The following is a 22973-nucleotide window of genomic DNA, read 5'->3' as shown; positions in this document are numbered from 1 at the left end:
AAACGCCCGGTTACATTCCGAACCCGGAAGCTAAGCCTTACAGCGCCGATGGTACTGCAGGGGGGACCCTGTGGGAGAGTAGGACGCCGCCGAACAATTTTTGAGAAAGGCCCACACCTCACGGTGTGGGCCTTTTTTGCGTTCACGTGTGTTGAGGCCGGCCGCCTCCGGCAGCAATACCTCATAGGCGTCCGGCGGCCTTCAGCGCCAGATATGCGTCTGCCAGTGCGGGGGCCAGGTCGTCTGGGGTCGCGTCTACGACGGTGACGCCGTGGCGGCGGAGTTGTTCCGCGGTGCGATGGCGTTCGCTCTGGGCCTGGGCGGCGGCTGCGGCCTCGTAGACGGCGTCGGTGTTGCCGCGGGCTGTGGCCATGCCGGCGATGTGCGGGTCCGCTACGGATGCCAGCAGGATCGTGTGGCGCTGGGTGAGCTGGGAGAGGACCGGGAGCAGGCCCTCCTCGACCGGGGCCGCGTCGAGAGTCGTGAGCAAGACGATCAAGGAGCGGCGAGGGGCCGACCTGAGTGCCGTTGCCGTGAGGCCTCGAAAGTCCGTTTCGACGAGCTCGGGTTCCAGGATTGCCATGGCGTTGACCAGGGACGGGAGCATGTCGCCTGCCGTGCGGCCCTGGATCAGGGCGCGTACGCGGCGGTCGTATGCGAGCAGGTCGACGCGGTCGCCGGCGCGGGATGCCAGGGCGGCGAGGAGCAGTGCCGCGTCCATCGAGGCGTCGAGGCGTGGGGCGTCGCCGACGCGGCCTGCTGAGGTGCGGCCGGTGTCGAGGACCAGGAGGATGTGGCGGTCGCGTTCGGGGCGCCAGGTGCGTACGGCGACCGTGGTCTGGCGGGCTGTGGCGCGCCAGTCGATGGAGCGGGTGTCGTCGCCGGGGACGTACTCGCGCAGGCTGTCGAATTCCGTGCCCTCGCCGCGGGTGAGCACACTGGTGCGGCCGTCCAGTTCGCGCAGACGGGCCAGTTTGGAGGGCAGGTGCTTTCGGCTGGTGAACGGCGGCAGGACGCGTACGGTCCAGGGGACTTTGTGGGTGCCCTGGCGGGTGAAGAGGCCCAGGGGGCCGGACGAGCGGACCGTGACGCGGTCTGACTGGCGGTCGCCGCGGCGGGTCGGTCGTAGCCGGGTGGTCACGCGGCGGCGTTCGCCTGCCGGCACGGTCAGCCGGTGGCGGGAGGCTGTTACTTCCGTGCCGGGCTGCCAGGTGCTGGGGGGCCAGGCGTCGCGCAGGTGGGCTCGGAGCGGGCGGCGGGACGGGTTCGTGACGGTGAGGGTGACGTCGGCGGTGTCGCCCAGGCGGACCGACGTGTCGCCCGAGCGGGTCAGGCCGAGGCGTCGTACGGGTGCCGCGAGTGCGAAGTCGCAGGCACAGGCGAGTGCGAGGGGGGCGTTGACCGCGAGGATGCCTGTCCAGCTGGGGTCCCAGATGCCGATCGGGAGGGAACCCAGGGCCGCGATGAGCGCGGCGCGTCCGGTGAGTGCCATCAGCGGGGGACGGGGACGTGGGCGAGGATCGCGTTGATGACGGAGTCGGCCGTCACGCCTTCCATTTCGGCCTCCGGGCGAAGCTGTACGCGGTGGCGGAGGGTGGGGAGGGCGAGTGCCTTGACGTCGTCGGGGGTGACGTAGTCGCGGCCGACCAGCCAGGCCCAGGCGCGGGCCGTGGCGAGCAGGGCCGTCGCACCACGCGGGGAGACGCCGAGGGTGAGGGAGGGCGATTCGCGGGTGGCTCGGCAGATGTCGACCACGTAGGCGGTGATTTCCGGAGAGATCGTGGTCTTGGCGACCGCGGCCCGGGCGGCTTCCAGGTCGGCGGGGCCTGCGACGGGGCGTACGCCGGCGGCGTGCAGGTCGCGCGGATTGAAGCCCTCGGCGTGGCGGGTGAGGACGCTGATCTCGTCCTGGCGGGAGGGCAGCGGGATCGTCAGCTTGAGGAGGAAACGGTCCAGCTGGGCCTCGGGCAGGGGGTACGTGCCCTCGTACTCGACGGGGTTCTGGGTCGCGGCGACCAGGAACGGGTCGGGGAGGGGGCGGGGGGTGCCGTCGACCGTGACCTGGCGTTCCTCCATGGCTTCGAGGAGCGACGACTGGGTCTTGGGCGGGGTGCGGTTGATCTCGTCGGCCAGGAGGAGGTTGGTGAAGACCGGGCCGGGCTGGAAAGAGAACTCGGCGCTGCGGGTGTCGTAGACCAGGGAGCCCGTCACGTCGCTCGGCATCAGGTCGGGGGTGAACTGGACACGCTTGGTGTCGAGTTCCAGTGCGGATGCGAGGGCGCGGACGAGCAACGTTTTGGCGACTCCGGGGACTCCTTCAAGGAGAACGTGTCCGCGGCAGAGGAGGGCGACGACGAGGCCGGTCACGGCGGGGTCCTGGCCGACCACGGCCTTGGCGATCTCGGCGCGCAGGGCTTCCAGGGCGGCTCGGGGGTTGCCCTGATCCCCGGCGTACCCGGCGTTGTCAGTGGTCGGGTCCATCATGGACGGCGTACCTCTCTTTCGAGGGCGTCGAGTTGGTCGGCGAGGGAGATGAGGGCCGCGTCGTCGCCGGGCGGCGGGCCGAAGAGGAGCGAGTGCAGGGCCTGTCCGTCCCCATGGCTGTCGAGGAGGGCGGACAGGGCGGGGAGCAGGGCTTCGGGCGCGTGGGCCTGGGTGACGGAGACGCCGATGAGGGGGGCGAGGCGGGTGCGGGTGGCGGAGCGGAGAGCGGCGGCCGCGCGGTCGCGGGCGTTGGCTTTGCGGTAGAGGCGGGCACGGCCTTCGACGGTTTCGGAGGCGCGGATCGCCACGGGGAGTTTTTCGGGCACCAGGGGGCCGAGTCGGCGTGCCCTCCAGAGGGCGGCGAGGGCTGCGGCGATGAAGAGCTGCAGTGTGCCCCAGAGCCAGCCCGAGGGAAGTAGGTCGAGGAAGCCGCGTTCGTCGTCGGTGCCGGTGGCCGGGGCGTCGGAGAGTGAGGGGAGGTACCAGACCAGATGGGGGCGGGAGCCGAGGAGTTGGAGGGCGAGCGAGGCGTTGCCTCGTTCGTCGAGGGCGTCGTTGTAGAGGATGTCGGGCGCGCCGAGTACGACGGTGTCGCCGTTTCCGGACGTGTCCGGGACCCGTACCAGGGTGGCCAGGCGCTCGCTGGGGTAGCACTCGTCGGCGTCGGGCCGGGTGGCGGTGTAGCGGATGCCGCCCGTGTCGGCGGTGCCCGCGCGCCGGGCGGCGGGCAGGTCGCAGTCGGGGGAGAGCGTCGAGTCGAGGCTGGTGGCCGGGTTGGCGACGACGCCGGGGGCGAGCCGTTCGACGGACCAGCTGCCGGGGGCGACGAGGACGGTGCGGCCGCCGGAGTCGGCGGTTCCGGATCGCAGTTGGCTCTGTTGACCGTGCGTCAGGAGGTCTGGGACGGCGACGAGGAGCGTGGTGTCGGGGCCGGCGGCGGCGTTGGCCTCGGCGAGGGTGGTGACCACGCGCGTGGAGACGCCCCGGTCGGCGAGGAGTTCGGCCACGGCACGGCTGCCGTAGGGGTCCGCGGAGCGTGGGTCGAGCGTGCCGTGCCGGGTGTCGGAGCGGATGGTGGCGATCGCGACTGCCGCCACCAGGAGGAGCACGAGGGCGAGGACGACGCCTCGCGCGCGGGTCCACACCTGGCGTGCGGTGGGCGAGGCCGAGGTCGAGGTCGAGGTCGAGGGGAGCTTGGCCTCGGTGGTCATTCGGCGGCTCCCCGGCGGTTGTTGGCGGCCGCACCGGGGGCCGTCTGGGGGCTGCTGCTCGCGAGTTGGGGCTTGGTGCGCTCCAGGTCGCGGTCGAGTTCGGCGATGCGATGGTACGACTGCTCGGTCGCCGCGCGTCCGCCGTACGTCACGTCGTCGAAGTCCCGGGCGGCGGCGCGCAGTCGGTCCGCTTGCGAGGGCAGTGCGCGGCCGGCTTCGGTGGCTGCCTCGTCGGCCGTGCGGCCGGGGCGGGTGTCGAGGAGGGCGCGTTCCTCCAGGGAGCGGACGATGGCACGCATCTGTTCCTGGACGGCCTGGCTCCAGTGGCCCTGGGCCGCGTGCGCCTCGGCGGCCGCGCGGTGTTCGGCGGCGCCGCGGGGGCGGTCGTCGAACAGGGCGGTGGAGGAGGCGGGTTCGCGGCGCGGGGTGCCGAGGCGCCACCACAGGGCGCCCAGGACTGCGAGGACGGCCACGATGACGACGACCAGGCCGAGCGCTCCGCCGGGGGTCGCGGCCGAGGCGGCGTTGAACAACTTGTCGACCCAGTCCCAGAAGGCGTTCAGGGCGCGCTGGAACCAACCGGGATCGTTCTCGTGGTACATCCGCTTGGACAGCTCGCGCCGGGCCGCCTCGCGCGCGGGGTCGCGCGGAGTTGTCAGCGGTGGTTCGTCGCTGGAGCCGGCGAGCGACAGTACGGCTGTGGGGTCGGCGTGCAGCAGGGCGCGGACCGATGTGTCGCGGACGCGCAGCAGGGACTGTACTGGTGTGTCGCCGACGCGCTGCGCGGTGCGTACGGCCATGTCTGCGGCGTTCGGCAGTGCCTGTGCCGCTGTGAGAACTCCCCCCGCCAGCCTCACCGCATCAGCTCCCGGGAGCGGGGGTGGTGCCGTACTCCTGGACGCCGGCGGCGCGGGCCAGTTCGAGGTCGAGGGCCTCGCGGCGGATGCGCTGGTCGATGTAGAGGAGCACGGTGACGCCCGCCGTGATCGGGAAGGTGATCATGGAGCCGATCACCGAGCCGATCCCGCTGATGATGAGGAACGTCCAGCCGAGACCGCCGGTGCCCTCCATGAAGCCGGTGACGCCGTCGCCGCTGAATGCCGCGGCGAGGAAGGTGAAGGGGATGACGACGATCGCCGCGACGATGTTCGCGATGATCGCCGCGAGGAACTGGATGCCGAACACTCGCCACCAGGAGCCACGGACCAGCTTTCCGGAGCGGCTCATCGACTTCACGATGCCCTGCTTCTCCAGCATCAACGCGGGCGAGGCAAGGGAGAAGCGGATCATCAGCCACACGGCGACGAGGCCGGCGCCCAGTCCGCCCAGGACGGCGATGGCAGCGCCCGGCCCGGCTGCGCCCGAGACGGCCACGAGGATGCCGGGGAGCACGCCCACGAGGACGATGCCGACGGTGATGAGCATCAGCAGCAGGATCAGGCCCAGGAGCTTCATCACCTGAGGGCGGGCGTCGCGCCAGGCCTCGCCGGTGGTGACGGGGCGGCCGAGCACCGCGCGGCTGGTGACGGTGGTGAGCAGGGCGGTCGCCATGACCGTGCCGATCAGGGTGATCGCGAAGACGACCGCGCTGCCGAGCATGGCGTCGCCCATGGCACGGGTGACTTCGCTGAGCGTGGCGCTCGGGTCGTTGAGGGCCTCGGCGTCGGTGGTGTCGTTGAGGACGAGGCCCTGGAGCAGGATGACGACGATCTCGGTGACGATCGCGACGGTCAGCGAGATGCCCAGGACCGTGCGCCAGTAGGTGCGCATGGTGGAGACCGCGCCGTCGAGGATCTCGCCCACGCCGAGGGGGCGGAGCGGGATCACGCCGGGCTTGGCCGCGGGCGGGGGCCCGCCCCAGCCGCTGTAACCGCCGGGAGGACCGTAGGCGCCGCCCCAGCCGCCGGGTCCACCGTTTCCGCCGCCGGGAGTGCCGTAGCCCCCGTATCCACCGGGACCGGTGGGGGGTGGGGTGCCCCAGTCCGGGCCGGGCGGTGGGGGTGGCGGCGTCTGACCGGGTGCCGGCCCGCCTGCGGGCGCGGACCACTGGTCGGCCGGTGGCTGCTCCTTGGACCACTTCGAGCCGGGGTCCTGGGGTCCCGGCTGCTCCGCGGGGTTCGCGGTGTCGGGCCGGTCGGCGGGCTCGGCGGTGCCGGACGCGCCGGGCTCGTGCCCGTCGGAGGGGGCGGATCCGGGCGAGGCCCAGCCCGGAGTGTCCTTCATCGTCGCTCCTTCACGGTGCCCGTCCGCGGTCGCGGCGGCAGGTTGGCAGCCATCGTGCCATGGGGTGGTCATCGACGGACCAGCCGCGGTAGGGGCTGGACATCTTCAATTGTCCGCCGGATAACGGGCAGACTGACGGCATGGCTGATCAGTACGCGCAAACCGGCGAGGACAGCAGGCCGACCGAGATTCCGGCGATCCGATGGGACGAGCCACCCGAGGGGCCCGTACTGGTGCTTCTCGACCAGACGAGGCTCCCGGCAGAGGAGGTCGAACTCGTCTGTACGGATGCGCCGGCGCTGGTGGAGGCGATCCGTTCGCTCGCCGTGCGCGGGGCGCCTTTGCTCGGCATCGCGGGGGCGTACGGCGTCGCGCTCGCCGCCGTACGCGGGTTCGACGTGGACGACGCTGCGGACGCGCTGGCGGGTGCCCGCCCCACGGCGGTGAACCTCGCAGGCGGGGTGCGCAGGGCCCAGTCCGCGTACCGGGCCAAGCTCGCCGAGGGCGGTGATGCCCGGCAGGCCGCCGACGCGGCGCTGGCCGCGGCACGGCAGCTGCACCGGGAGGACGCCGAGGCCAGTGGCCGGATGGCCGAGCGAGGGCTGGCCCTGCTGGAGGAACTGCTGCCCGGTGGCGGGCACCGGATCCTCACCCACTGCAACACCGGGTCGCTGGTGTCGGGCGGTGAGGGCACGGCGTTCGCGGTGGCGCTCGCGGCCCACCGGGCGGGGGAGCTGCGGCGGCTGTGGGTGGACGAGACGCGGCCGCTGCTGCAAGGGGCGCGGCTGACGGCGTACGAGGCGGCGCGCCGCGGTATGGCGTACACCTTGCTGACCGACAACGCGGCGGGTTCGCTGTTCGCGGCCGGGGAGGTGGACGCGGTGCTGATCGGGGCGGACCGCATCGCGGCCGACGGGTCGGTGGCGAACAAGGTGGGGAGCTATCCGCTCGCGGTGCTGGCGCGGTACCACCATGTGCCGTTCATCGTGGTGGCACCGGTGACGACGGTGGATCCGGACACGCCGGACGGGGCGTCGATCGAGGTCGAGCAGCGTCCCGGACATGAGGTGACCGAGGTCACAGCACCACAGGTGCCGGTGGTGGGAGCGGAGGTGGGCGGCGGGGTTCCGGTGGCACCGCTGGGGACCCAGGCGTACAACCCGGCGTTCGATGTGACGCCGCCCGAGCTGGTGACGGCGATCGTCACGGAGGAGGGCGTCGTCTCGCCCGTGACGGCTGAGGCGCTTGCGGAGCTGTGTGCGAGGTCGCCGAAGGTGACGACCGGCTGAGGAGAGGCTGTCGGCCTGGGCCGGCAGGAGCGGCCCCTCAGGCGGCGCCGATGGCGGGAGGAGGGGCCGTGGCATCTTGGGTGCCGTCGGTCGCGGACTCGGCGCTTCGAGCGGGCGAGGCAGACAGTAGCGACTCCGTACGACTATCGTCACAGGCCAGTGACCCTGCTCACCAGCGCCCCGGTCACTGTTACGAGAATGGGATGCTCCCAGACTGATCAACGGAAACGGCCCCCCTACCTGCGGCGATGCGCGAGGAGAGGGGCCGTGACATCCAACGGCTACATCAAGCGGCGGTTTCCAGGCCCGATGCGGCCTCCAGCTCCCGGAGGCGGGCGGGTTGCCGCAACAGGCGGTCGAGCTGGCCGACGGCGTCGACGACATCCGGGTCCAGGGACTCAGCGTAGATGTCCATGGTGGTCGCTATCCGGCTGTGCCGCAGGATCGTTTTCACGATGCGAGGGTGCACCCGCAGATGGACCAGCAGGGTGCCGCACGACTTCCGGAGCCCCTTCGGGTTCATCTTGCTGAGCCCCTCCACCCTGACGATCCGCTGGAGCACCAGGTAGAGCTGATCCGGTGTGAGCGGCCGACCGGTGCTGGTCACGAACACGTGGCCGTCGGGATCCTCGAACCAGGGCCGCCCCTTTTCGATCGCGCGTTCCCGCAGCATGGCCGTTCGCATGCGCGTCCAGCGAAGGGGCGCGATGCACTGCGCAGGCAGAGGCAGGGGCGCTTTGGAGGTCTCGGTCTTGAGTTCCGCGTCGATTGTGCCGGCGCTGGCGCGCTGGTGCTGCTGCTCGACCCAGACGACCCGGTTGTCCAGGTCGATGTTCTCCCAGCGCAGCCCGCACACCTCAGCCCGGCGCAGACCGAGCAGGCAGAGCAGGAGGAACGTCGGGTAGTACGGCGTGAGCCGACGGGCGGCAGCCAGGAAGCGGAGCACAGTCACGGCATCCCAGCTCTTCCCGCTGTCCGTGGCCGCCCGCACGTGAACGAGCTTGGTCACGTTCCGCGTCAGGCCGATGTCTTCGACCATGGCAGCCGTGAGAGCCGCAGAGAGCACCCGCAGTGCCCGCTTGGCGGTCTTGGCCCCTTCGTCCCGTGCGAGCGCCTGTATGGCCCCGCGCAGTTCCTTGACGCCCAGCTTGACCATGACCTTGGAGCCCAGACGCGGGCGAAGATGGTGCCGCACGGCGGTCTCGTACGCCCGGTAGCTGTTCGCTGCGAGGTTGGGCTTCACAACGATCTCAAGCCAGTAGTCGAACCACTGGCCCAACGTCATGTCCCGCGTAGGGGTCGGGATGCCGACGTTGGAGCGGTCGATCAGCTCACGGCGCTTCCGGTCGCATTCGTCGTAGGTCTTGCCGTACGCGTACTTCCGTTTCGTTGTGCCGTCCGGCTGAGGGACGTACACCGCCGCTTGGTACCGGCCGTCAGCCCGCTTTGTGACGGTGCCCGATCCGTTGGGGTTGCGCTTGCGCGGAGGCATCAGGCGGCCACCGCCAGCTGGCTCTGGATGAAGTCCCGAACAGCGTCGGCGGGGATGCGGCGGCAGCCGTCGACTTTGATGGAGGCCAGGCGGCGAGTTCGGATCAGGTCGTAGACCTTGGAGCGGCCGACCTTGAGCCGCGCCATGACGTCGGGCACGGTCAGCAGTTCAGGGGTGGCAGTGGTCATGCTGCGGCTCCTTCCAAGGCGAGCTGGTCGTGTAGGGCTTCGCGAGCGGTCTGCCGGTTTTGCTGGAGGTCGCGGGCGATGGTGGCGGCGAGGGCGGATTCGCCGGGGGTGTGGCCGTGTCCGGCGTACTGCCAGTCGGCCAGGACGAGGACGGTGTCCGGCTCCTGGTCGTCGAGGCCGAGGGCTTCGCGTTCCTGTGCGGCGCGGAAGTCGGCTCGGGCCTGGCGGAGGGCGCCGAGGGTCGTGGAGTAGCGGCGGGATTTGCTGGAGAAGTGGCCGCGGAAGCCGAGCATGTGAGCCCAGGCCCAGATGCGCCGGTCCGGGTAGAGCGGGTCGAGGGTCTTGCACGCTTCGATCAGGCGGCGGGTGTGGTCAGGTACGCCGTGGCGGTCGAGTTCGGAGAGTTCGCCGATGCGGCGGTCGAGGGTGCCGGTGTTCTCGGCGGCTTTGGTGGCGTACTTGGCGACGTAGGAGGCGACGGCCTGTTCGGTGATGTCGGAGCCGTCGCCGAAGGCCTTGACCGGGCGGACGTCGAGCTGTTTGCCCCAGCGGAAGGTGCGGGCGGGCTGGTCGTCGGCGGCGGGGACCGAGACCGACGTGTAGGAGTGCGCGGCGGCGGCGTGGATCGCGTCGGCGAGGAGGTCGACCGTCGCCCAGGACGGAGGCGGTGTGTCGGGTCCCTCGGGGCCGTCGATCCGGATCACGGCGTGGAAGTGCAGGGCACCGCGCTTCTGGAATTCGGCGACCTTGCCGTACGAGATGCGGGCGGCTTCCTTGAGTTCGCGTTGGGTGATGCCGGCGCGGGCGGCAATCTCGCGGCGGAGCCGGTTGGTGAAGCGCTGCCACAGGTTACCTGCGTGGTTGTTGAAGAGGACGGCGCCCGCGTAGTCGTACGTCTCTGGATCGAGTGCCGTGCCGAGCGTCCGGTCGTCGGCGGGATGGCGTGTGCCGCAGCGGCAGGTGCCATGGTCGGGCCGGTTGTGGACGGGGCCGAAGGAGGGTGCGGTGAGGGTGGCGAAGACGCGGGGGTGGTCGCGGACGGTGGCGGGGATGTCGCGGCGGTCGTCTCCTGCGAGTCCGGCGCGGATGAGGTGGTAGGTGTCGCCCGCGTACGTCCAGGCGCAGGAGGGGCAGCGGGAGGCGCGGCGGTTGCCGCAGGCGACGCGGAGGCGTCCGCCGGGTTCGTTGTCGGTGGAGTAGTGGTGCAGGGTCTCGCCGGTGGTCTTGTCTTTGGCGAGGGTCCAGCCGGTGAGGTGGATGGGGTCGGCGCAGCCTCCGGTGCGGCGGATCTGTTCGTGCCAGCGGTCGTAGTTGTCGGCCGAGGCCACCCTCAGCAGATCGCCGAGGGTGACCGGGTCGAGGAGCAGGTCAGGCACGGGCGCCCTCCCGAGTGCGGACCGGGCGGGTGCCGGTGCCGTGGCAGGCCGGGCAGTGGGCGGTGATGGTGCGCAGGTGGCCGTGCTGGTCGCGGCCGCCGAGGGTGATGGCGGCGGAGGCGTGCCCGTCGCAGTGGGAGCAGATTCGGGGCGGCGTTGTGGTGCGGTGCGTCATGCTGGGGGTTCCTTCCGGCTCTTCGGGTTCGGAATGGGCAGGGCTCCCGGGCGGCGGATGCTTGGCGGTTGAGGCCGCCCGGGGGCCGGTCAGTGCCGCTTGCTTTCGCTGTTGATGAGCGAGCGGATGACCAGGGCGCAGATGGCGACCGAGGCGCCGGTGATGGCGACCGCGAGGAGCATCGAGACCAGGACGGCCCCGACGACCAGGACCACGGCCGTGCCGCCACCGACCAGGGCGACGACGGCGCCCGGGGTGAGCTGGACGGTGGGCCGGGCAGACGCCGCAGCCGGAGCGGGTACGGGGGTGACCGGTGCGGGGGCGGTGGCCTGCTGCGGGACGACGGCGGTCGGCTCGACAACGGCGGGCGCAGTGGTGAAGCCAGTCGGCTGCGGCATGGTCGGGATCTTCGGGTGGAACATCAGCGATCTCCTTTCAGGGTGGTTACTTGATGGCGGTGTCGATGACGGGGGCGAGGAGGCTGTCGGCGATGAGGTAGCCGCCGAGGAGGAGCACCAGGACCAGCCAGAGCGGCGGGCGGATGAGCTTGATGCCGAGGTAGCCGACAGCGGCGAGGGCGAACCAGAGGGGGACTTCCATGGCGGTGGCCTCCTATCGGGCGGTGCAGCGGTGGGTGCGGGCGGCGAGCTGTGCGGCGCTTTGGCTGGAGTAGTCGGCGGACCAGCCGCAGCGGTCGTTGGTGCACACGGCGGCGTGCTTGGTGCGTCCGTGGCGGTCGCGGTGGGTGCCGATCTGCACGGGGCCGATCCGCATCACGGAGTGGAAGTGGTCGCGGGCAGGCATGTCGGTCAGTCCTTCCGGGTGGGGGCGGGGAACTGGGCGCGGATACCGGCGGCGGTGGCCGGGTCGGCGGTGCGCTGGGCGGCTTCCTCGGCGAGGAGGTAGGCCAGGTAGGGGCGTCCGGCTGCGTGCATCGCGCGTGCGCCGTCGAGGTAGTCGGAGACGCTCAGGTCGGCGGGGTCACGCAGCATCGGTCTTGCTCCCTTCTGAGGTCAGGCGAGTTGGGCGGCGATGGCATCGGCGAGCTGGGGCGGGACGCCGAGGCGGGCGCGCAGGGTGTCGGTGTCGATCGGCGATCCGGTCCGGGTCTGGTGGTCGTCGGCGACCTTGCGGGCGTGGTCCACCAGCGCGGCCGGGACCGAAGCAGCCGGGACAGCAGGCGCAGCGCGGACGGGTTCGGCGGCCGGAAGCGCGGGAGGTTCCTCGGTCTCGGTCACTGCGGCCGGGATGACTTCTGGCTCAGGTGAGGCGACCGGTTCGGGGTTGGGTGCAGCGGCCGGCACTTCTGGTTCCGGGTGGCCGGGGGCGGAGTGGGCGAGGAGGGTGCCGCCCATGAAGGCCAGGGCGGGCCAGGCGGCGACCAGGATGCGCAGCCAGGCCGGTACCTGCTGGAGGTTGAGGAGCCCGGCGGTGGCGACGTTGGCGCCGAGCGAGGCCACCAGGGCGATCACGAACCAGCACCAGGCCAGCCGGGACGGGCCATCGGAGCGCAGCCGCCGCCAGGAGGCGACCAGGAGCAGGTCGACCGAGATGGGGTAGGCCCAGGCTTTCCAGCCGTCTTGTCCGGCAGCGGCGGCGAGGTCGTGGAGGTGGGCGAAGGACAGTGCCCCGGCAATGACGGCCTGGACGAGCACGGCGTCGACGCGGAGGGCGGTGCGGGCCATCACGGCTCCTTCCGGTGATGAGGCATGGGAGGGGTAGGGACCTGGCGCGAGGCGGTCGCGCCGACCGGAGTGCGGGGGTGGGTCAGGCGGTGGCGGGGGCTGTCTTGGACAGCGGCACGCGGGCCGGGGGCAGCGGGGCAACCGCGGGGCGGAAGGCTGCCAGGGCGGGCAGGTCCGGGACGCGGTCGGCGTGCTTGTTGCAGATGTTGACGGCTTCGCGCAGCGAGGTGTGCGGGGCGCGGATGCGGGCCCAGCCGCCGGAGGAGTCCCCTGTGATGGCGACCCCGCGCATGTCGGTGGGGATCTGGACGGCCGCCAGGACGGCGTCCGGGGAGATGTCTGCGAAGGCCATGTTGGCGGAGGTCTCGTCGTTGACGCGGTGGGCGGTGCGGCCGGTGAGCTGGGAGCGGAGCATGGTGATGCTCTTGCCGAGTTCGGCGCCGAAGCGCTGCCCGCAGATCTCCAGGTAGATGCCGGCGGCGCGGCCGAGCTGGGCGAGGCGCACCAGGGCGGTGATGATGCGGTCCCGCCGCTTCTCCTCCTCCTTCGAAGCGAACAGGGCGAGTTCGGCGACCTCGTCGACCAGGACCACGACCGGGACGGGGCGCAGGTCGGCGGGCAGGTCCCAGATGTCGGCGGCGATCTCCGCGTCCGGTATCGCGACGCTGATGCGCTGCTGGGCGCGGATGAGCTGGTAGACGTCTTCCATGTGGGAGACGAGGGCTTCCAGGAGGTCGAGGGCGGTGTCCGGGTTGTCGGCGAGCGCGGAGAAGCGCCTTGCCAGCGGGAAGAGTTCCACTCCCTGTTTGCAGTCGATGCCCACGAGGGCCACGTCCTGGGCGGCGAGTCCGGCGACCAGGTTGCGCTGGTAGACGGACTTCCCGGATTCCGTGGCGCCCAGGGTGAGCCCGTGCGGGACGGCCCGGTAGTCGCGGTAGTGGACCGAGCCGTCCTCGCGCAGGGCGACCGGGACCCGCATGGGTCGGGTGTCGGTCCGGGCGGGCATCTGCACCCGTTTGAGGACGTCGTAGCCCGTCATCCGTACCTCGACCACACCGGAGCGCAGTTCGCGCGAGGTGACGCCGTACAGGTTGAAGGAGTGGCGCAGCCGGTCGGAGGCCGCCGCGACGTCGAAGGCGTCCTGGCCGGGGCGAAGGCCCAGCCGAAGGACCAGGCCGGTGCGGGTCGGGCGGATCCGCAGGATGCGCGGCGGACGGGACTCGGGAACGGGCCGGTTTGCCATCCGGGCCAAGGCCAGGCGCCAGCGAGAGGGCGGGACCGTCAGGCCGCAGGCGTCCATGACCGAGGCGTAGCGGACCAGGACCCGCAGAGTGGCGAGGGTGACCCCGAAGGTCAGCCAGTACCAGGCGGGGCGCCGCCACCGCAGGATCACTGCGGCAGCGACGACCAGCACCAGAGCGACCATGAACCAGGTCATGATCAGGCAGCCTTGGACTGCGAGGCAGCAGCGGCGAGCGAGGTCACGGCAACCGCGCGGAAGGCGATGCCGTGCCGCTTCTGCCCGTTGAACTCGTTCTCCCACGCTGAGGCGACCAGGCCGGTCAGGGCGACCGGGGTGCCCATGGTCAGCTCCTCCGAGACTCCCGGCTGCGGGACGGTGAGCTTGAGGATCTCCACCTCGTCCGGCGTGGAGAACATGACCTCCACGGTCATCAGAGTGACGCCGTCCTTGTCGAGGGCGATCTCACCGGTACGACGGTCCTTGACCTTCGGCTGCGGAGCCTTGGCGACCATCACGGTCGCGTTGGAGGTGTCGACGGGGATCTGACGCATGATGGAACTCCCTTTCAGGGACGGGAGCGGCGTACTTGCTTGGCGGTGGGTCGCCGCTCCTGTGCGTTGACTTGGATGCGTAGCAATGCCACGAGTGTTCGCGCTTCCCTCTGGTGCGCACCAGTAGGTTGCATCTGGTGCGCACCAGATGTCAAGCGGTGTCGTCGGTCCGGCCCTTCAACTCGCCTACCTGCGACACTTCTAGAGAACCGTTTCTGCCAACGTCCCGGTAGCCAACAGGGGTTAACACCCGACCCGTTAACCCCTGCCGACCTGCGGGGATGTGAGGCATGCTGCTACTAGGGCTTGGCAACCACATGCAGGGCGAGGCGACGTGACGAACGGACTCAAGGCAGCGAGGAGTGCGCGGGAGTGGTCGCAGGAGCGGCTGGTCCGAGAGATCGAGCGCCATGCGCGCCAACACATGCTCACCGTCGCGTCCACGGCCAGTTTGCGGGTCTACGTCTCGGAGTGGGAGAACGGCCGCCGCTCGATCTCAGCCCGCTACGCGAAGATCCTTCGTGCGCTTCTCGGCATCACCGATGACGAGCTTCACGGCAGAGCAGAGGCGTTGGCCGCCCCTGTAGCGGCTGACGGGTACGACGAGCTTATGAGCCGTATCGACGCTTCCCGCAGCGTCAGCCTCACCATGGTGAAGACGTTCATGGATCAGACGGAACTCTTCCGGACCATGGACCGGCAACTCGGGGCCTCGAGCTTCGTCGACCAGGTGACGGGCCATCTGGCGACGTTGGAGGAAGCGCTCACCTTCGCGGTACTCCCCGAGACTCGGCGGCCGGTCGCTCTCGCGCTGGCTGGGGCGGCGACCATGGCCGCTTGGCAGGCACTGGACGTTGGTGCCGTCGAACGCGCTTGGCGACACTACGAGTTGGGCAAGAGGGCGGCTCAGGAGGCCGACGAGCCGATGTACCTCGCCCACGCCACGGCCGAGCAGGCGTACGTTCTGTGCGATGCGGGTCGGGCCTCCGTCGCGGTCCACCTGGTACGGGATGCCCAACGCGTCGGTGGCAAGGCGCTGTCACCCCGCCTCAGGGCATGGCTGTACGCGGCCGAAGCCGAGATCTGTGCCCGAGCGGGGATGCCGGACGACTGCCGGCGGGCGCTCGAAAATGCGATGCGATACCTGCCGTCGGGGGAGGAGGCCCGCGACGCGGACATGCTGAGCATCTTCCTGAACGAAGGGCACCTCAGTAGGTGGCGCGGTAACGCACTCGCCCTGATAGGCGACGACGAAGCGTTGGCCAGCCTGTACGACGCCGTTGCTTCCGCAGACCCCACCTTCATACGGGCGTCGGCGGGACTGCGCTGCGATCTCGCACAGGCGCACATGACCCGCGGCGAATACAACCAGGCGAACGACCATTTGCGGCAGGCCCGACTGTTGGCGAGCCGTACGGGTTCAGTGCGTTATCGGCGTCGGATCGAGCAGCTCACGCAGCAGCTGTAGGGGAGGCTCCGGTACTCCTGGACGCGAGTACGTGGAGTAGCGCCACGAGCGTTCCCGAGCCCATGAGTTCACCGCGGGCCATGAGTCCAGGAATGTCAGCGAGAGGCACCCAAGCGATGTGCCCCGCCTCTTCCAGGTCCGTCGGCTCCCCGACGATCTTCGCGCCCTGACCTACGAAGATCTCGTGTGGCGAGTCGACCATGCCCACCATGGGCTGGTAGGTCACCACGTGCTCAAGAGCGTCCGGCCGCCAGCCAGTCTCTTCCTCGACTTCACGTAGCGCCGCCTGCATAGGGTCTTCGCCCTCGTCGACGATGCCACCGGGCAGCTCCCAGCCGAAGGCCTCGGGGACGAAGCGGTATCGCCACATCATCAGGACGCGGTCCTGGTCGTCGATCACGGCAGCAATGGCGACGTGGTGCAGGCGCACTACGTGATGCTCGAAGCGGTCAACACCGGGAGGCTCGACGTCGACGAGACTGAGCTTCACCCAGCGGTTGTCGTACACCGTCCGCTCGCCATGGATCTGCCAAGGCTCGACATCCGTCGGCGCTTCGGTAGTCACGGACCGGTCCGGGACCCGGTAGGAGCTACGGCCGTGTACCTCGACCACGCCCTCAGCGACGAGCTTGGCCAGCACCTGGCGCAGCGCCGTACGGCCGATGCCCAGTTCCTCGGACAGAGTTCGCTCAGATGGGAGCTTGGAGCCAGGTAGGTACTTCCCCGTCGAGATCCACTCACGGATCGTGCGGTAGACCCTCTCTGACTTCGGTCCCATCCGGTGGGCACACTCCTTGCAGCCTGTGAGGCCAGTTAGTTGCCTGCTGTGATGGTCCAGCGTAGCCGTACCCACCCACCGTGAGTAGGTACCTCCCGATCCAAGCGATCACGAGGGCGCGGTAGAACTTTCCCTACTTCATCAAGGCCCGCGCACGGCGCGGGCGCGCGCCGCCTCTGCGGCGCGGCCTGCCTCCTGTCTGCGCCCCGGCTGGCCGCGCCCGGCGGCGCGCTACGTGCTGCGGGGCAGAAGCGGGGGAGTCGCCCGCAGGTCAAGGACATGCCTCCGGCGGGGGCGCTCAGGCTCCAGGATGGCGGGGGCGCCGTTCGCGAGTGCCGGCCGTGAGCGGCTTGTGCGGGAGCTCCCATCCCGTCTGCCATCGACCCAGGCAGAGCCGAGCGGACGCGGCCCAGGGCGTCAAGGTCGTTCGTACAGTGGCGCGCTCCACCTTGACGCCCTGAACCACGCCCGCTCCACGGTGTGTGGGTCGACGGCAGACGGGATGGGAGCCGGGAGAGTGGTGGGTTGGTGTGGGGAGCACGCTCTACCGCCGACCACACGAACCGGCCGTAAGGAGAGGGACCGCCCTGGCGGACAGAGGCAGCGACCAGCGAAGATGCCCGTCATGGCCACCGACAAGGATCTCGTTGCTGTGCGTTCGCCGCACTCGATGCCGTTGGCGTTCGCAGCGGGGGCGGCCGTCGGCGTGCTGGGCGGCATGATCGGTTTGGGTGGCGCAGAGTTTCGCCTGCCGCTGCTGATCAGCCTGTTCGGGTTCGCCGCGCTCTCGGCGGTCATCTTGAACAAGGCGATGAGCCTGGTCGTGGTCCTGGTCGCCCTGCCCGCTCGACTGGCAGCGGTCCCGGCCTCCGACGTGGCGGAGCACTGGCCCGTCGCGGTCAACCTACTGGCTGGCAGTCTGCTCGGTGCTTGGGTTGGCGCGACGTGGGCGGTGCGGATGCGCAGCTCAACCCTCTACAAGGTGCTCGCGGCGTTGATGGTGCTCATGGCTACCGCCTTGCTGATCACACACTTCACCATCCTGGAGACGCTCGACCTTCCCCTGTGGGCTCAGGTGCCCAGCGGGGTCGCGGCGGGCTTCGGCATCGGGGTGGTCGCGGCGATCATGGGCGTAGCAGGGGGTGAGTTGCTGATCCCGACGATCGTGTTGCTGTTCGCGGTGGACATCAAAACGGCCGGAAGCCTGTCACTCCTGGTGTCCTTGCCGACCATGTTGGTCGCTTTCGCCCGTTACAGCCGCGACGGCAGTTTCACGGTCTTGGGCGCGAATCTCCGCTTCACCGTGGTCATGGCCGCAGGCTCGATCGCTGGGGCAGTGCTAGGCGGACTGCTACTCGGCGTGTTCTCGGACCAGTTGCTCATCCCCGTGCTCGCCGTGATCCTGCTCGTTTCTGCGATCAAGCTCGCCCGTCACGACTAGGTTCATAGTCGACGTCGGAGCCCCAGCAGCGCCGTTTTGGCCCATCGATCCAGCTCGGCTGCGTACTGCGCTTGTTGCGTGACTGTCGTCACTCTTCGCTCTGGGGACTGGTGCTCATGCGTGACCGCCCCGAGTACCAGGCCAGCGTTTGCGGTGACAAGTCCAAGCTCATGGCGAAGCAGTGAATCAGTGACCAAATGAGACAGTTCGTCCGTCCGGTCGCGCGCAGCGCTCAAGCCGGAAGCGCTCAACCAAGCCGCGTCGCGGTAACTGAGGGTGATGTCGTGGGCAACGTCGATGATCTTGCCCAATAGGCCCATGAGCTCTTCCGGTGGCCCGTACCGGCGGCGCTGGTTCATCCGGTGTTGGTTCCAGGCGGCCCACAGGCCAGCAGGTCCGCCAATGGCACCAACGATGCCCCCTGCCGCGCTGAGCCAATCAGTGCTGTCAGGCATCTGCCCCCCTCGACAACCCATGCGACGTCAGTCGTGCCCTGGGTTGACCCTGGCACCGTCGGTGTTGACATCAGTGCTGACATCAACACCGACGGACGGGGGCAGACAGTGACGGTTCAGTACGACTATGGTCACAGGCCGGTGACCCTGCTCACCAGCGCCCCGGTCACTGTTACGAGAATGGGATGATGTCGTTTATGAAGGGACGAGTCCTTGTCGTCGACGACGACACCGCACTGGCCGAGATGCTCGGCATTGTGCTGCGTGGTGAAGGTTTTGAGCCGTCTTTCGTAGCCGACGGCGACAAGGCGCTGGCCGCTTTCCGTGAGGCGAAGCCCGATCTGGTGCTGCTGGACCTGATGCTGCCCGGGCGGGACGGTATCGAGGTGTGCCGTCTGATCAGGGCGGAGTCCGGGGTGCCGATCGTGATGCTCACGGCGAAGAGCGACACCGTCGACGTCGTCGTGGGCCTGGAGTCCGGTGCCGACGACTACATCGTGAAGCCGTTCAAGCCGAAGGAGCTCGTTGCCCGCATTCGGGCGCGGCTCAGGAGGTCCGAGGAGCCGGCGCCCGAGCAGCTCGCCATCGGTGACCTGGTCATCGACGTGGCCGGACACTCCGTGAAGCGGGACGGGCAGTCGATCGCGCTGACGCCGCTGGAGTTCGACCTGCTGGTGGCGCTCGCGCGCAAGCCGTGGCAGGTGTTCACGCGTGAGGTGCTGCTCGAGCAGGTGTGGGGCTACCGGCACGCGGCCGACACGCGCCTGGTCAACGTGCATGTGCAGCGGCTGCGCTCCAAGGTGGAGAAGGACCCGGAGCGGCCGGAGATCGTGGTGACCGTGCGTGGCGTCGGTTACAAGGCCGGGCCCAGCTGACATGTCCGAAGACAGTGCCGCTTCGGCGCCCGGCGGGTCCGGGGCCAGCGCCGGGCGGCCTGTCGGCCGGAAGACGGCCGGCTCCCGCTGGGGCCGGTTCCTCGAGGGCGGGTTGCTCCAGGGCGGCGTCCAGGGCAGCCCGGTCCTGCGCCTTTTCATGCGCTGGGTGCGTCGGCCGCTGCTGCCGGTCATGCGGCTGTGGCGGCGCAACATCCAGCTCAAGGTCGTCGTCACCACCCTGTTGATGTCGCTGGGCGTCGTTCTGCTGCTCGGTTTCGTCGTCATCGGGCAGGTGCGCAACGGGCTGCTGGACGCCAAGGTGAAGGCCTCGCAGAGCCAGGCCACCGGTGGGTTCGCGGTGGCCAAGCAGAAGTCCGACGAGGCGGCGGCCGGGACCGGTGACGACGGCGCTCCGGTGGACGGCCGTGCCGAGCAGAACGTCATCCCGTGGATGAGCGTCCTGGTGGAGTCGCTGTCCAGCGGTGGCCAGGGCGCCTTCGACGTGGTGACGCTGCCCGCGGGCGACGACAGCGGCGGTGGACGCGGGCCGCGTGCCTCGGGTGACGTCGACTGGTCGGCCAGTGTGCCCGAGGACCTGCGTGAGCGGGTCGACAGCAGGCCGTCGACGGCCGCCCAGAGCTACACGCGGATCGTCTACGACAACGCTGCCGCCAAGGAGTCCCAGCCGGCCCTCGTGATCGGCAAGCAGGTCAACGACCCGAACGGCGACCCGTACCAGCTGTACTACCTCTTCCCGCTCACCCAGGAGGAGAAGTCCCTGAGCCTGGTCAAGGGGACCCTCGCGACGGCCGGCCTCTTCGTCGTCGTGCTCCTGGGGGCCATCGCCTGGCTGGTGGTGCGGCAGGTCGTCACCCCGGTGCGGATGGCGGCCGGCATCGCCGAGCGGTTGTCCGCCGGGCGGCTTCAGGAACGGATGAAGGTCACCGGCGAGGACGACATCGCCCGGCTCGGTGAGGCCTTCAACAAGATGGCGCAGAATCTGCAGCTGAAGATCCAGCAGCTGGAGGAGCTTTCGCGGATGCAGCGGCGGTTCGTGTCGGACGTGTCGCACGAGCTGCGTACGCCGCTGACGACCGTGCGGATGGCGGCAGACGTCATCCACGACGCGCGCGTGGACTTCGATCCGGTGACCGCACGGTCGGCCGAACTGCTCGCCGACCAGCTGGACCGGTTCGAGACGCTGCTGGCCGACCTGCTGGAGATCAGCCGCTTCGACGCGGGCGCGGCGGCCCTGGAGGCCGAGCCGATCGACCTGCGTGTGGTCGTACGGCGGGTCGTCAGCGGGGCCGAACCGCTCTCCGAGCGCAAGGGCACGCAGATTCGCGTGGTGGGCGACCAGCAGCCCATCGTGGCCGAGGCCGACGCCCGGCGGGTGGAGCGGGTGCTGCGCAACCTCGTCGTCAACGCCGTGGAGCACGGCGAGGGCAAGGATGTCGTCGTCAAGCTCGCCGCCGCGGGCGGGGCGGTCGCGATCGCGGTGCGCGACTACGGCGTGGGGCTCAAGCCCGGCGAGGCGACCCGCGTCTTCAGCCGCTTCTGGCGAGCGGACCCGGCACGCGCGCGTACCACCGGCGGTACGGGCCTGGGGCTGTCCATCGCCCTGGAGGACGCGCGGCTGCACGGCGGCTGGCTGCAGGCGTGGGGCGAGCCGGGCGGCGGCTCCCAGTTCCGGCTGACGCTGCCGCGGACCGCGGACGAGCCCTTGAGGGGTTCGCCGATACCGCTGGAGCCCAAGGACTCGCGGCGCAATCGTGGCCTCAACGACGCCGGGCTGCCGAGCGCGGGCGCGGAGAAGGCCGCCACCGTGCCGGCTCAGCCGACGGGCGACCAGGGGCCCTCACGTGGCCCGATCGCCCCCCGGCCGTCCGCCCTGACGCCCACGGCCGACCCGACGGCACTCCCCGGCAGCGGCTCGCGCGTGGTGCCACGGCCCGCTTCAGGGGCGCGGCCGCAGGACGACGCGTCCGCGGGAAGCCGGCAGGGGGACAGCGAGGCAGGCGGGCCACGGAGCGAGAACGCGAGCCGTCCGGACATCGCGTCGGAGGGCTCGTACGAGCAAGGGGAGGCATTTCGTGGGCGCTGACCGCCAGGGGGGCGCCCGGCGCACACCGGGGCGCGCGACGGCGTACGCCGCTTGTGGAGTCGTACTGCTGGCAGGGTGTGCGTCCATGCCCGACAGCGGGGACCTGCGTGGCGTCGAGTCCACGCCGCGCCAGGACACGCAGGTGCGGGTGTTCGCCATGCCGCCCCAGGAGGACGCACCCGCCTCGGAGATCGTCCAGGGCTTCCTGGAGGCGCTGACCAGCGACGATCCGAACTACGAGACAGCGAGCATGTACCTGACCCCCGAGGCCGCGAAGAAGTGGCATCCGGAGCTGTCGACCACGGTGCTCGCCGACGGGCCGACCATCGGGCCCGAGCGGGCCGCGGACCGCGAGGACGCCAACGTCGTCTCGTACCCGCTCACCGGTGACCGGGTCGCCACGGTGGACCTGCAGCAGTCGTACGCGCCGGCCGACGGGAACTACAGCCAGTCGGTGTACCTCACCCGGGATCAGAAGACCAAGCAGTGGCGTATCGACGGGCTGCCGCAGGGCGTCGTCATGGGCAAGTCGGACTTCCAGCGCAACTACACGTCCGTCAACAAGTACTACTTCGCCTCGAACACGACGGCCGGGACGAGTCCGCAGACCGTGGCCGTCGCCGATCCGGTGTACGTGCGCGAGCGCGTGGATCCCATGACGCAGATGGTGCGTTCCCTGCTCACCGGGCCCACGAGCTGGCTCGACCCGGTCGTCAGGTCCAGTTTCCCCACGGGCACGCAGCTCAAGAAGGGCGTCACGTCGTTGACGCCGGACGACCAGAGCAAGCTGACCGTGCCGCTCAACGACCGGGCGGCGGGGGTCAACGCGACCAAGTGCGAAGAGATGGCGGCGCAGCTGCTGTTCACCTTGCAGAACCTCACCCCCGCGGTCGACGAGGTCGAACTGCAGGCAGAGGGCAAGCAGTTGTGCACGCTCAACGAGACCGGGGGCGACGGGGTCGCCGCGCGCGGCTCGGTGCAGAATCCCCAGTACCTGTACTTCCTCGACGGCAAACACCGGCTCGTACGGCTGCCGGCGGGCAACAACAGTACGAACCCCGATCCGGTGCCGGGAGCACTGGGCGAGGGCGGCAAGGAGCTGCGTTCGGTCGCCGTGTCGCGCGACGAGCACAGCGCGGCCGGGGTCGGCATCGACGGGAAGGCACTGTACGTCGGCTCGCTCGTGTCGGGCGGATCGCTCGGGGAGCCCGTGCTGAGCAGCAAGGGCCCGACGGAGAACGACCGGCTGACCGCACCCAGTTGGGACGCGGAGGGCGACCTGTGGGTGGCCGACCGCGACCCCGCCGACCCGCGCCTGCTGTTGCTTGAGGAGGGCGCCGGCAAGCCGCTCACGGTGCGGACGCCGGGGCTGGACGGGCGCGTCAAGGACATCCGGCTGGCCGCCGACGGCGTGCGCATCGCGCTGGTCGTGGAGAAGGACGGCAAGCAGTCCCTGTTCATCGGGCGGATCGAGCGGGGCGAGAAGGCCGGGGAGGCGCCGTCGATCCAGGAACTGCGTTCCGCGACGCCAGAGATGGAAGAAGTCACGACCATGTCGTGGGCCGGTGACAGCCGGCTCGTGGTGGTCGGGCGCGAGCAGGGTGGCGTGCAGCAGATGCGGTACGTCCAGGTCGACGGCTCCACGCCGGAGGGGCCCGCGCCGGCGGCGCTGACGGGCGTGAAGGAGATCGCCGCGTCCGAGGACGACCGGTTGCCGTTGGTGGCGTACTCGGAGGACGGGATCGTACGGCTGTCGTCCGGGACGCAGTGGCAGAAGGTGGACACGGACGGGACGGCTCCGGTCTATCCGGGGTGAGTGCCGGGCCGCGGGGCAGGGTGTCGCCGCGGTGTGAGGGAGGCGGCCGTTCCTGCCGGGTTCGCTCCGGCGGAGCGGTCGCTCGCTTTCGGGGTGCGGACGGCTGTCGGCATCGCGCT

General features: G+C 70.3%; 24 protein-coding genes and 1 rRNA gene. 7 read left to right on the top strand and 18 right to left on the bottom strand.

Annotation, left to right across the window (positions count from 1 at the left end; all coding sequences use genetic code 11):
* Positions 1–95, top strand: a 5S ribosomal RNA gene (rrf, locus tag ACFWWR_RS18225); the annotation flags it as partial.
* Positions 96–181: 86 nt separating this feature from the next.
* On the opposite strand, the gene ACFWWR_RS18220 is transcribed toward rrf, so the two are convergent.
* From ACFWWR_RS18220 to ACFWWR_RS18200, 5 genes are read right to left on the bottom strand one after another with little or no spacing between them, the layout of a single operon-like run.
* Complete coding sequence (locus tag ACFWWR_RS18220; RefSeq protein ID WP_383859671.1) at positions 182–1492, bottom strand: DUF58 domain-containing protein; 1311 nt, start codon at positions 1490–1492, stop codon at positions 182–184.
* On the bottom strand, positions 1492–2481 hold the full coding sequence (locus tag ACFWWR_RS18215; RefSeq protein ID WP_384304223.1) for an AAA family ATPase: 990 nt from the start codon (positions 2479–2481) through the stop codon (positions 1492–1494). The genes ACFWWR_RS18220 and ACFWWR_RS18215 overlap by 1 nt, the downstream gene beginning before the upstream one ends.
* Positions 2481–3695, bottom strand: a complete 1215-nt coding sequence (locus tag ACFWWR_RS18210; RefSeq protein ID WP_384304208.1) for a DUF4350 domain-containing protein — start codon at positions 3693–3695, stop codon at positions 2481–2483. The genes ACFWWR_RS18215 and ACFWWR_RS18210 overlap by 1 nt, the downstream gene beginning before the upstream one ends.
* Positions 3692–4552, bottom strand: a complete 861-nt coding sequence (locus tag ACFWWR_RS18205; protein ID WP_384304205.1) for a DUF4129 domain-containing protein — start codon at positions 4550–4552, stop codon at positions 3692–3694. Before ACFWWR_RS18205 ends, ACFWWR_RS18210 begins: the two co-directional genes overlap by 4 nt.
* Before the next feature lie 4 nt (positions 4553–4556).
* Positions 4557–5918, bottom strand: coding sequence for a glycerophosphoryl diester phosphodiesterase membrane domain-containing protein (locus ACFWWR_RS18200; protein ID WP_384304202.1), 1362 nt, complete (start codon positions 5916–5918; stop codon positions 4557–4559).
* A gap of 140 nt (positions 5919–6058) precedes the next feature.
* On the opposite strand from ACFWWR_RS18200, the gene mtnA reads away from it, so the two are divergent.
* The gene (mtnA, locus tag ACFWWR_RS18195; RefSeq protein WP_384304200.1) at positions 6059–7207 is read left to right on the top strand and encodes an S-methyl-5-thioribose-1-phosphate isomerase; all 1149 of its coding nucleotides are present in this window, start codon (positions 6059–6061) and stop codon (positions 7205–7207) included.
* A gap of 286 nt (positions 7208–7493) precedes the next feature.
* Here the strand turns inward: mtnA and ACFWWR_RS18190 are convergent, their stop codons facing one another.
* The 11 genes from ACFWWR_RS18190 to ACFWWR_RS18140 form a co-directional block, all read right to left on the bottom strand.
* On the bottom strand, positions 7494–8624 hold the full coding sequence (locus ACFWWR_RS18190) for a tyrosine-type recombinase/integrase (protein WP_384304197.1): 1131 nt from the start codon (positions 8622–8624) through the stop codon (positions 7494–7496).
* 74 nt (positions 8625–8698) lie between these two features.
* The gene (locus tag ACFWWR_RS18185; RefSeq protein WP_384304194.1) at positions 8699–8887 is read right to left on the bottom strand and encodes a helix-turn-helix domain-containing protein; all 189 of its coding nucleotides are present in this window, start codon (positions 8885–8887) and stop codon (positions 8699–8701) included.
* Positions 8884–10263 carry a replication initiator protein RepSA gene (gene repSA, locus ACFWWR_RS18180; protein WP_384304191.1) on the bottom strand — a complete coding sequence of 460 codons (1380 nt, stop codon included), beginning with the start codon at positions 10261–10263 and terminating at the stop codon, positions 8884–8886. Before repSA ends, ACFWWR_RS18185 begins: the two co-directional genes overlap by 4 nt.
* On the bottom strand, positions 10256–10438 hold the full coding sequence (locus ACFWWR_RS18175) for a hypothetical protein (RefSeq protein ID WP_384304189.1): 183 nt from the start codon (positions 10436–10438) through the stop codon (positions 10256–10258). The genes repSA and ACFWWR_RS18175 overlap by 8 nt, the downstream gene beginning before the upstream one ends.
* An 89-nt stretch (positions 10439–10527) precedes the next feature.
* Positions 10528–10860, bottom strand: coding sequence for a SpdD-like protein (locus ACFWWR_RS18170; RefSeq protein WP_384304186.1), 333 nt, complete (start codon positions 10858–10860; stop codon positions 10528–10530).
* Between the two features lie 22 nt (positions 10861–10882).
* Positions 10883–11038, bottom strand: a complete 156-nt coding sequence (locus ACFWWR_RS18165) for a hypothetical protein (protein WP_217234632.1) — start codon at positions 11036–11038, stop codon at positions 10883–10885.
* A gap of 12 nt (positions 11039–11050) precedes the next feature.
* Positions 11051–11242, bottom strand: coding sequence for a mobile element transfer protein (locus tag ACFWWR_RS18160; RefSeq protein ID WP_143614700.1), 192 nt, complete (start codon positions 11240–11242; stop codon positions 11051–11053).
* Between the two features lie 5 nt (positions 11243–11247).
* Complete coding sequence (locus tag ACFWWR_RS18155; RefSeq protein WP_384304182.1) at positions 11248–11430, bottom strand: hypothetical protein; 183 nt, start codon at positions 11428–11430, stop codon at positions 11248–11250.
* Positions 11431–11451: 21 nt separating this feature from the next.
* Positions 11452–12123, bottom strand: a complete 672-nt coding sequence (locus tag ACFWWR_RS18150) for a DUF2637 domain-containing protein (RefSeq protein ID WP_384304179.1) — start codon at positions 12121–12123, stop codon at positions 11452–11454.
* Between the two features lie 82 nt (positions 12124–12205).
* Positions 12206–13561 (bottom strand): FtsK/SpoIIIE domain-containing protein, encoded by a 1356-nt coding sequence (locus ACFWWR_RS18145; protein WP_384304177.1) that lies wholly within the window; start codon positions 13559–13561, stop codon positions 12206–12208.
* Between the two features lie 2 nt (positions 13562–13563).
* Positions 13564–13917, bottom strand: a complete 354-nt coding sequence (locus ACFWWR_RS18140; protein ID WP_384304174.1) for a hypothetical protein — start codon at positions 13915–13917, stop codon at positions 13564–13566.
* A gap of 424 nt (positions 13918–14341) precedes the next feature.
* Between ACFWWR_RS18140 and ACFWWR_RS18135 the strand changes: the two genes are divergently transcribed.
* Complete coding sequence (locus ACFWWR_RS18135) at positions 14342–15385, top strand: XRE family transcriptional regulator (RefSeq protein ID WP_384304220.1); 1044 nt, start codon at positions 14342–14344, stop codon at positions 15383–15385.
* On the opposite strand, the gene ACFWWR_RS18130 is transcribed toward ACFWWR_RS18135, so the two are convergent.
* Complete coding sequence (locus ACFWWR_RS18130; RefSeq protein WP_384304172.1) at positions 15369–16163, bottom strand: NUDIX domain-containing protein; 795 nt, start codon at positions 16161–16163, stop codon at positions 15369–15371. The genes ACFWWR_RS18135 and ACFWWR_RS18130 overlap by 17 nt on opposite strands.
* A gap of 625 nt (positions 16164–16788) precedes the next feature.
* On the opposite strand from ACFWWR_RS18130, the gene ACFWWR_RS18125 reads away from it, so the two are divergent.
* A complete protein-coding gene (locus ACFWWR_RS18125; protein ID WP_384304169.1) occupies positions 16789–17604 on the top strand; it encodes a sulfite exporter TauE/SafE family protein in 816 nt (271 codons plus the stop codon).
* A 2-nt stretch (positions 17605–17606) separates the two neighbouring features.
* On the opposite strand, the gene ACFWWR_RS18120 is transcribed toward ACFWWR_RS18125, so the two are convergent.
* Positions 17607–18059, bottom strand: coding sequence for a hypothetical protein (locus ACFWWR_RS18120; protein WP_384304166.1), 453 nt, complete (start codon positions 18057–18059; stop codon positions 17607–17609).
* Between the two features lie 185 nt (positions 18060–18244).
* Between ACFWWR_RS18120 and mtrA the strand changes: the two genes are divergently transcribed.
* From mtrA to ACFWWR_RS18105, 3 genes are read left to right on the top strand one after another with little or no spacing between them, the layout of a single operon-like run.
* Positions 18245–18934 carry a two-component system response regulator MtrA gene (mtrA, locus tag ACFWWR_RS18115; RefSeq protein WP_187283109.1) on the top strand — a complete coding sequence of 230 codons (690 nt, stop codon included), beginning with the start codon at positions 18245–18247 and terminating at the stop codon, positions 18932–18934.
* A gap of 1 nt (position 18935) precedes the next feature.
* Entirely contained in the window at positions 18936–21038 is a 2103-nt protein-coding gene (gene mtrB / locus ACFWWR_RS18110; protein ID WP_384304163.1) for an MtrAB system histidine kinase MtrB, read from the top strand.
* Entirely contained in the window at positions 21028–22854 is a 1827-nt protein-coding gene (locus tag ACFWWR_RS18105; protein ID WP_383859655.1) for an LpqB family beta-propeller domain-containing protein, read from the top strand. Before mtrB ends, ACFWWR_RS18105 begins: the two co-directional genes overlap by 11 nt.
* The last annotated feature ends 119 nt before the right edge of the window (positions 22855–22973 follow it).

Source organism: Streptomyces sp. NPDC058678 (assembly GCF_042714835.1).
Lineage (GTDB): Bacteria > Actinomycetota > Actinomycetes > Streptomycetales > Streptomycetaceae > Streptomyces.
The sequence above is the reverse complement of the archived record's forward strand: the minus strand, read 5'-3'. Positions and strand labels throughout refer to the sequence as shown.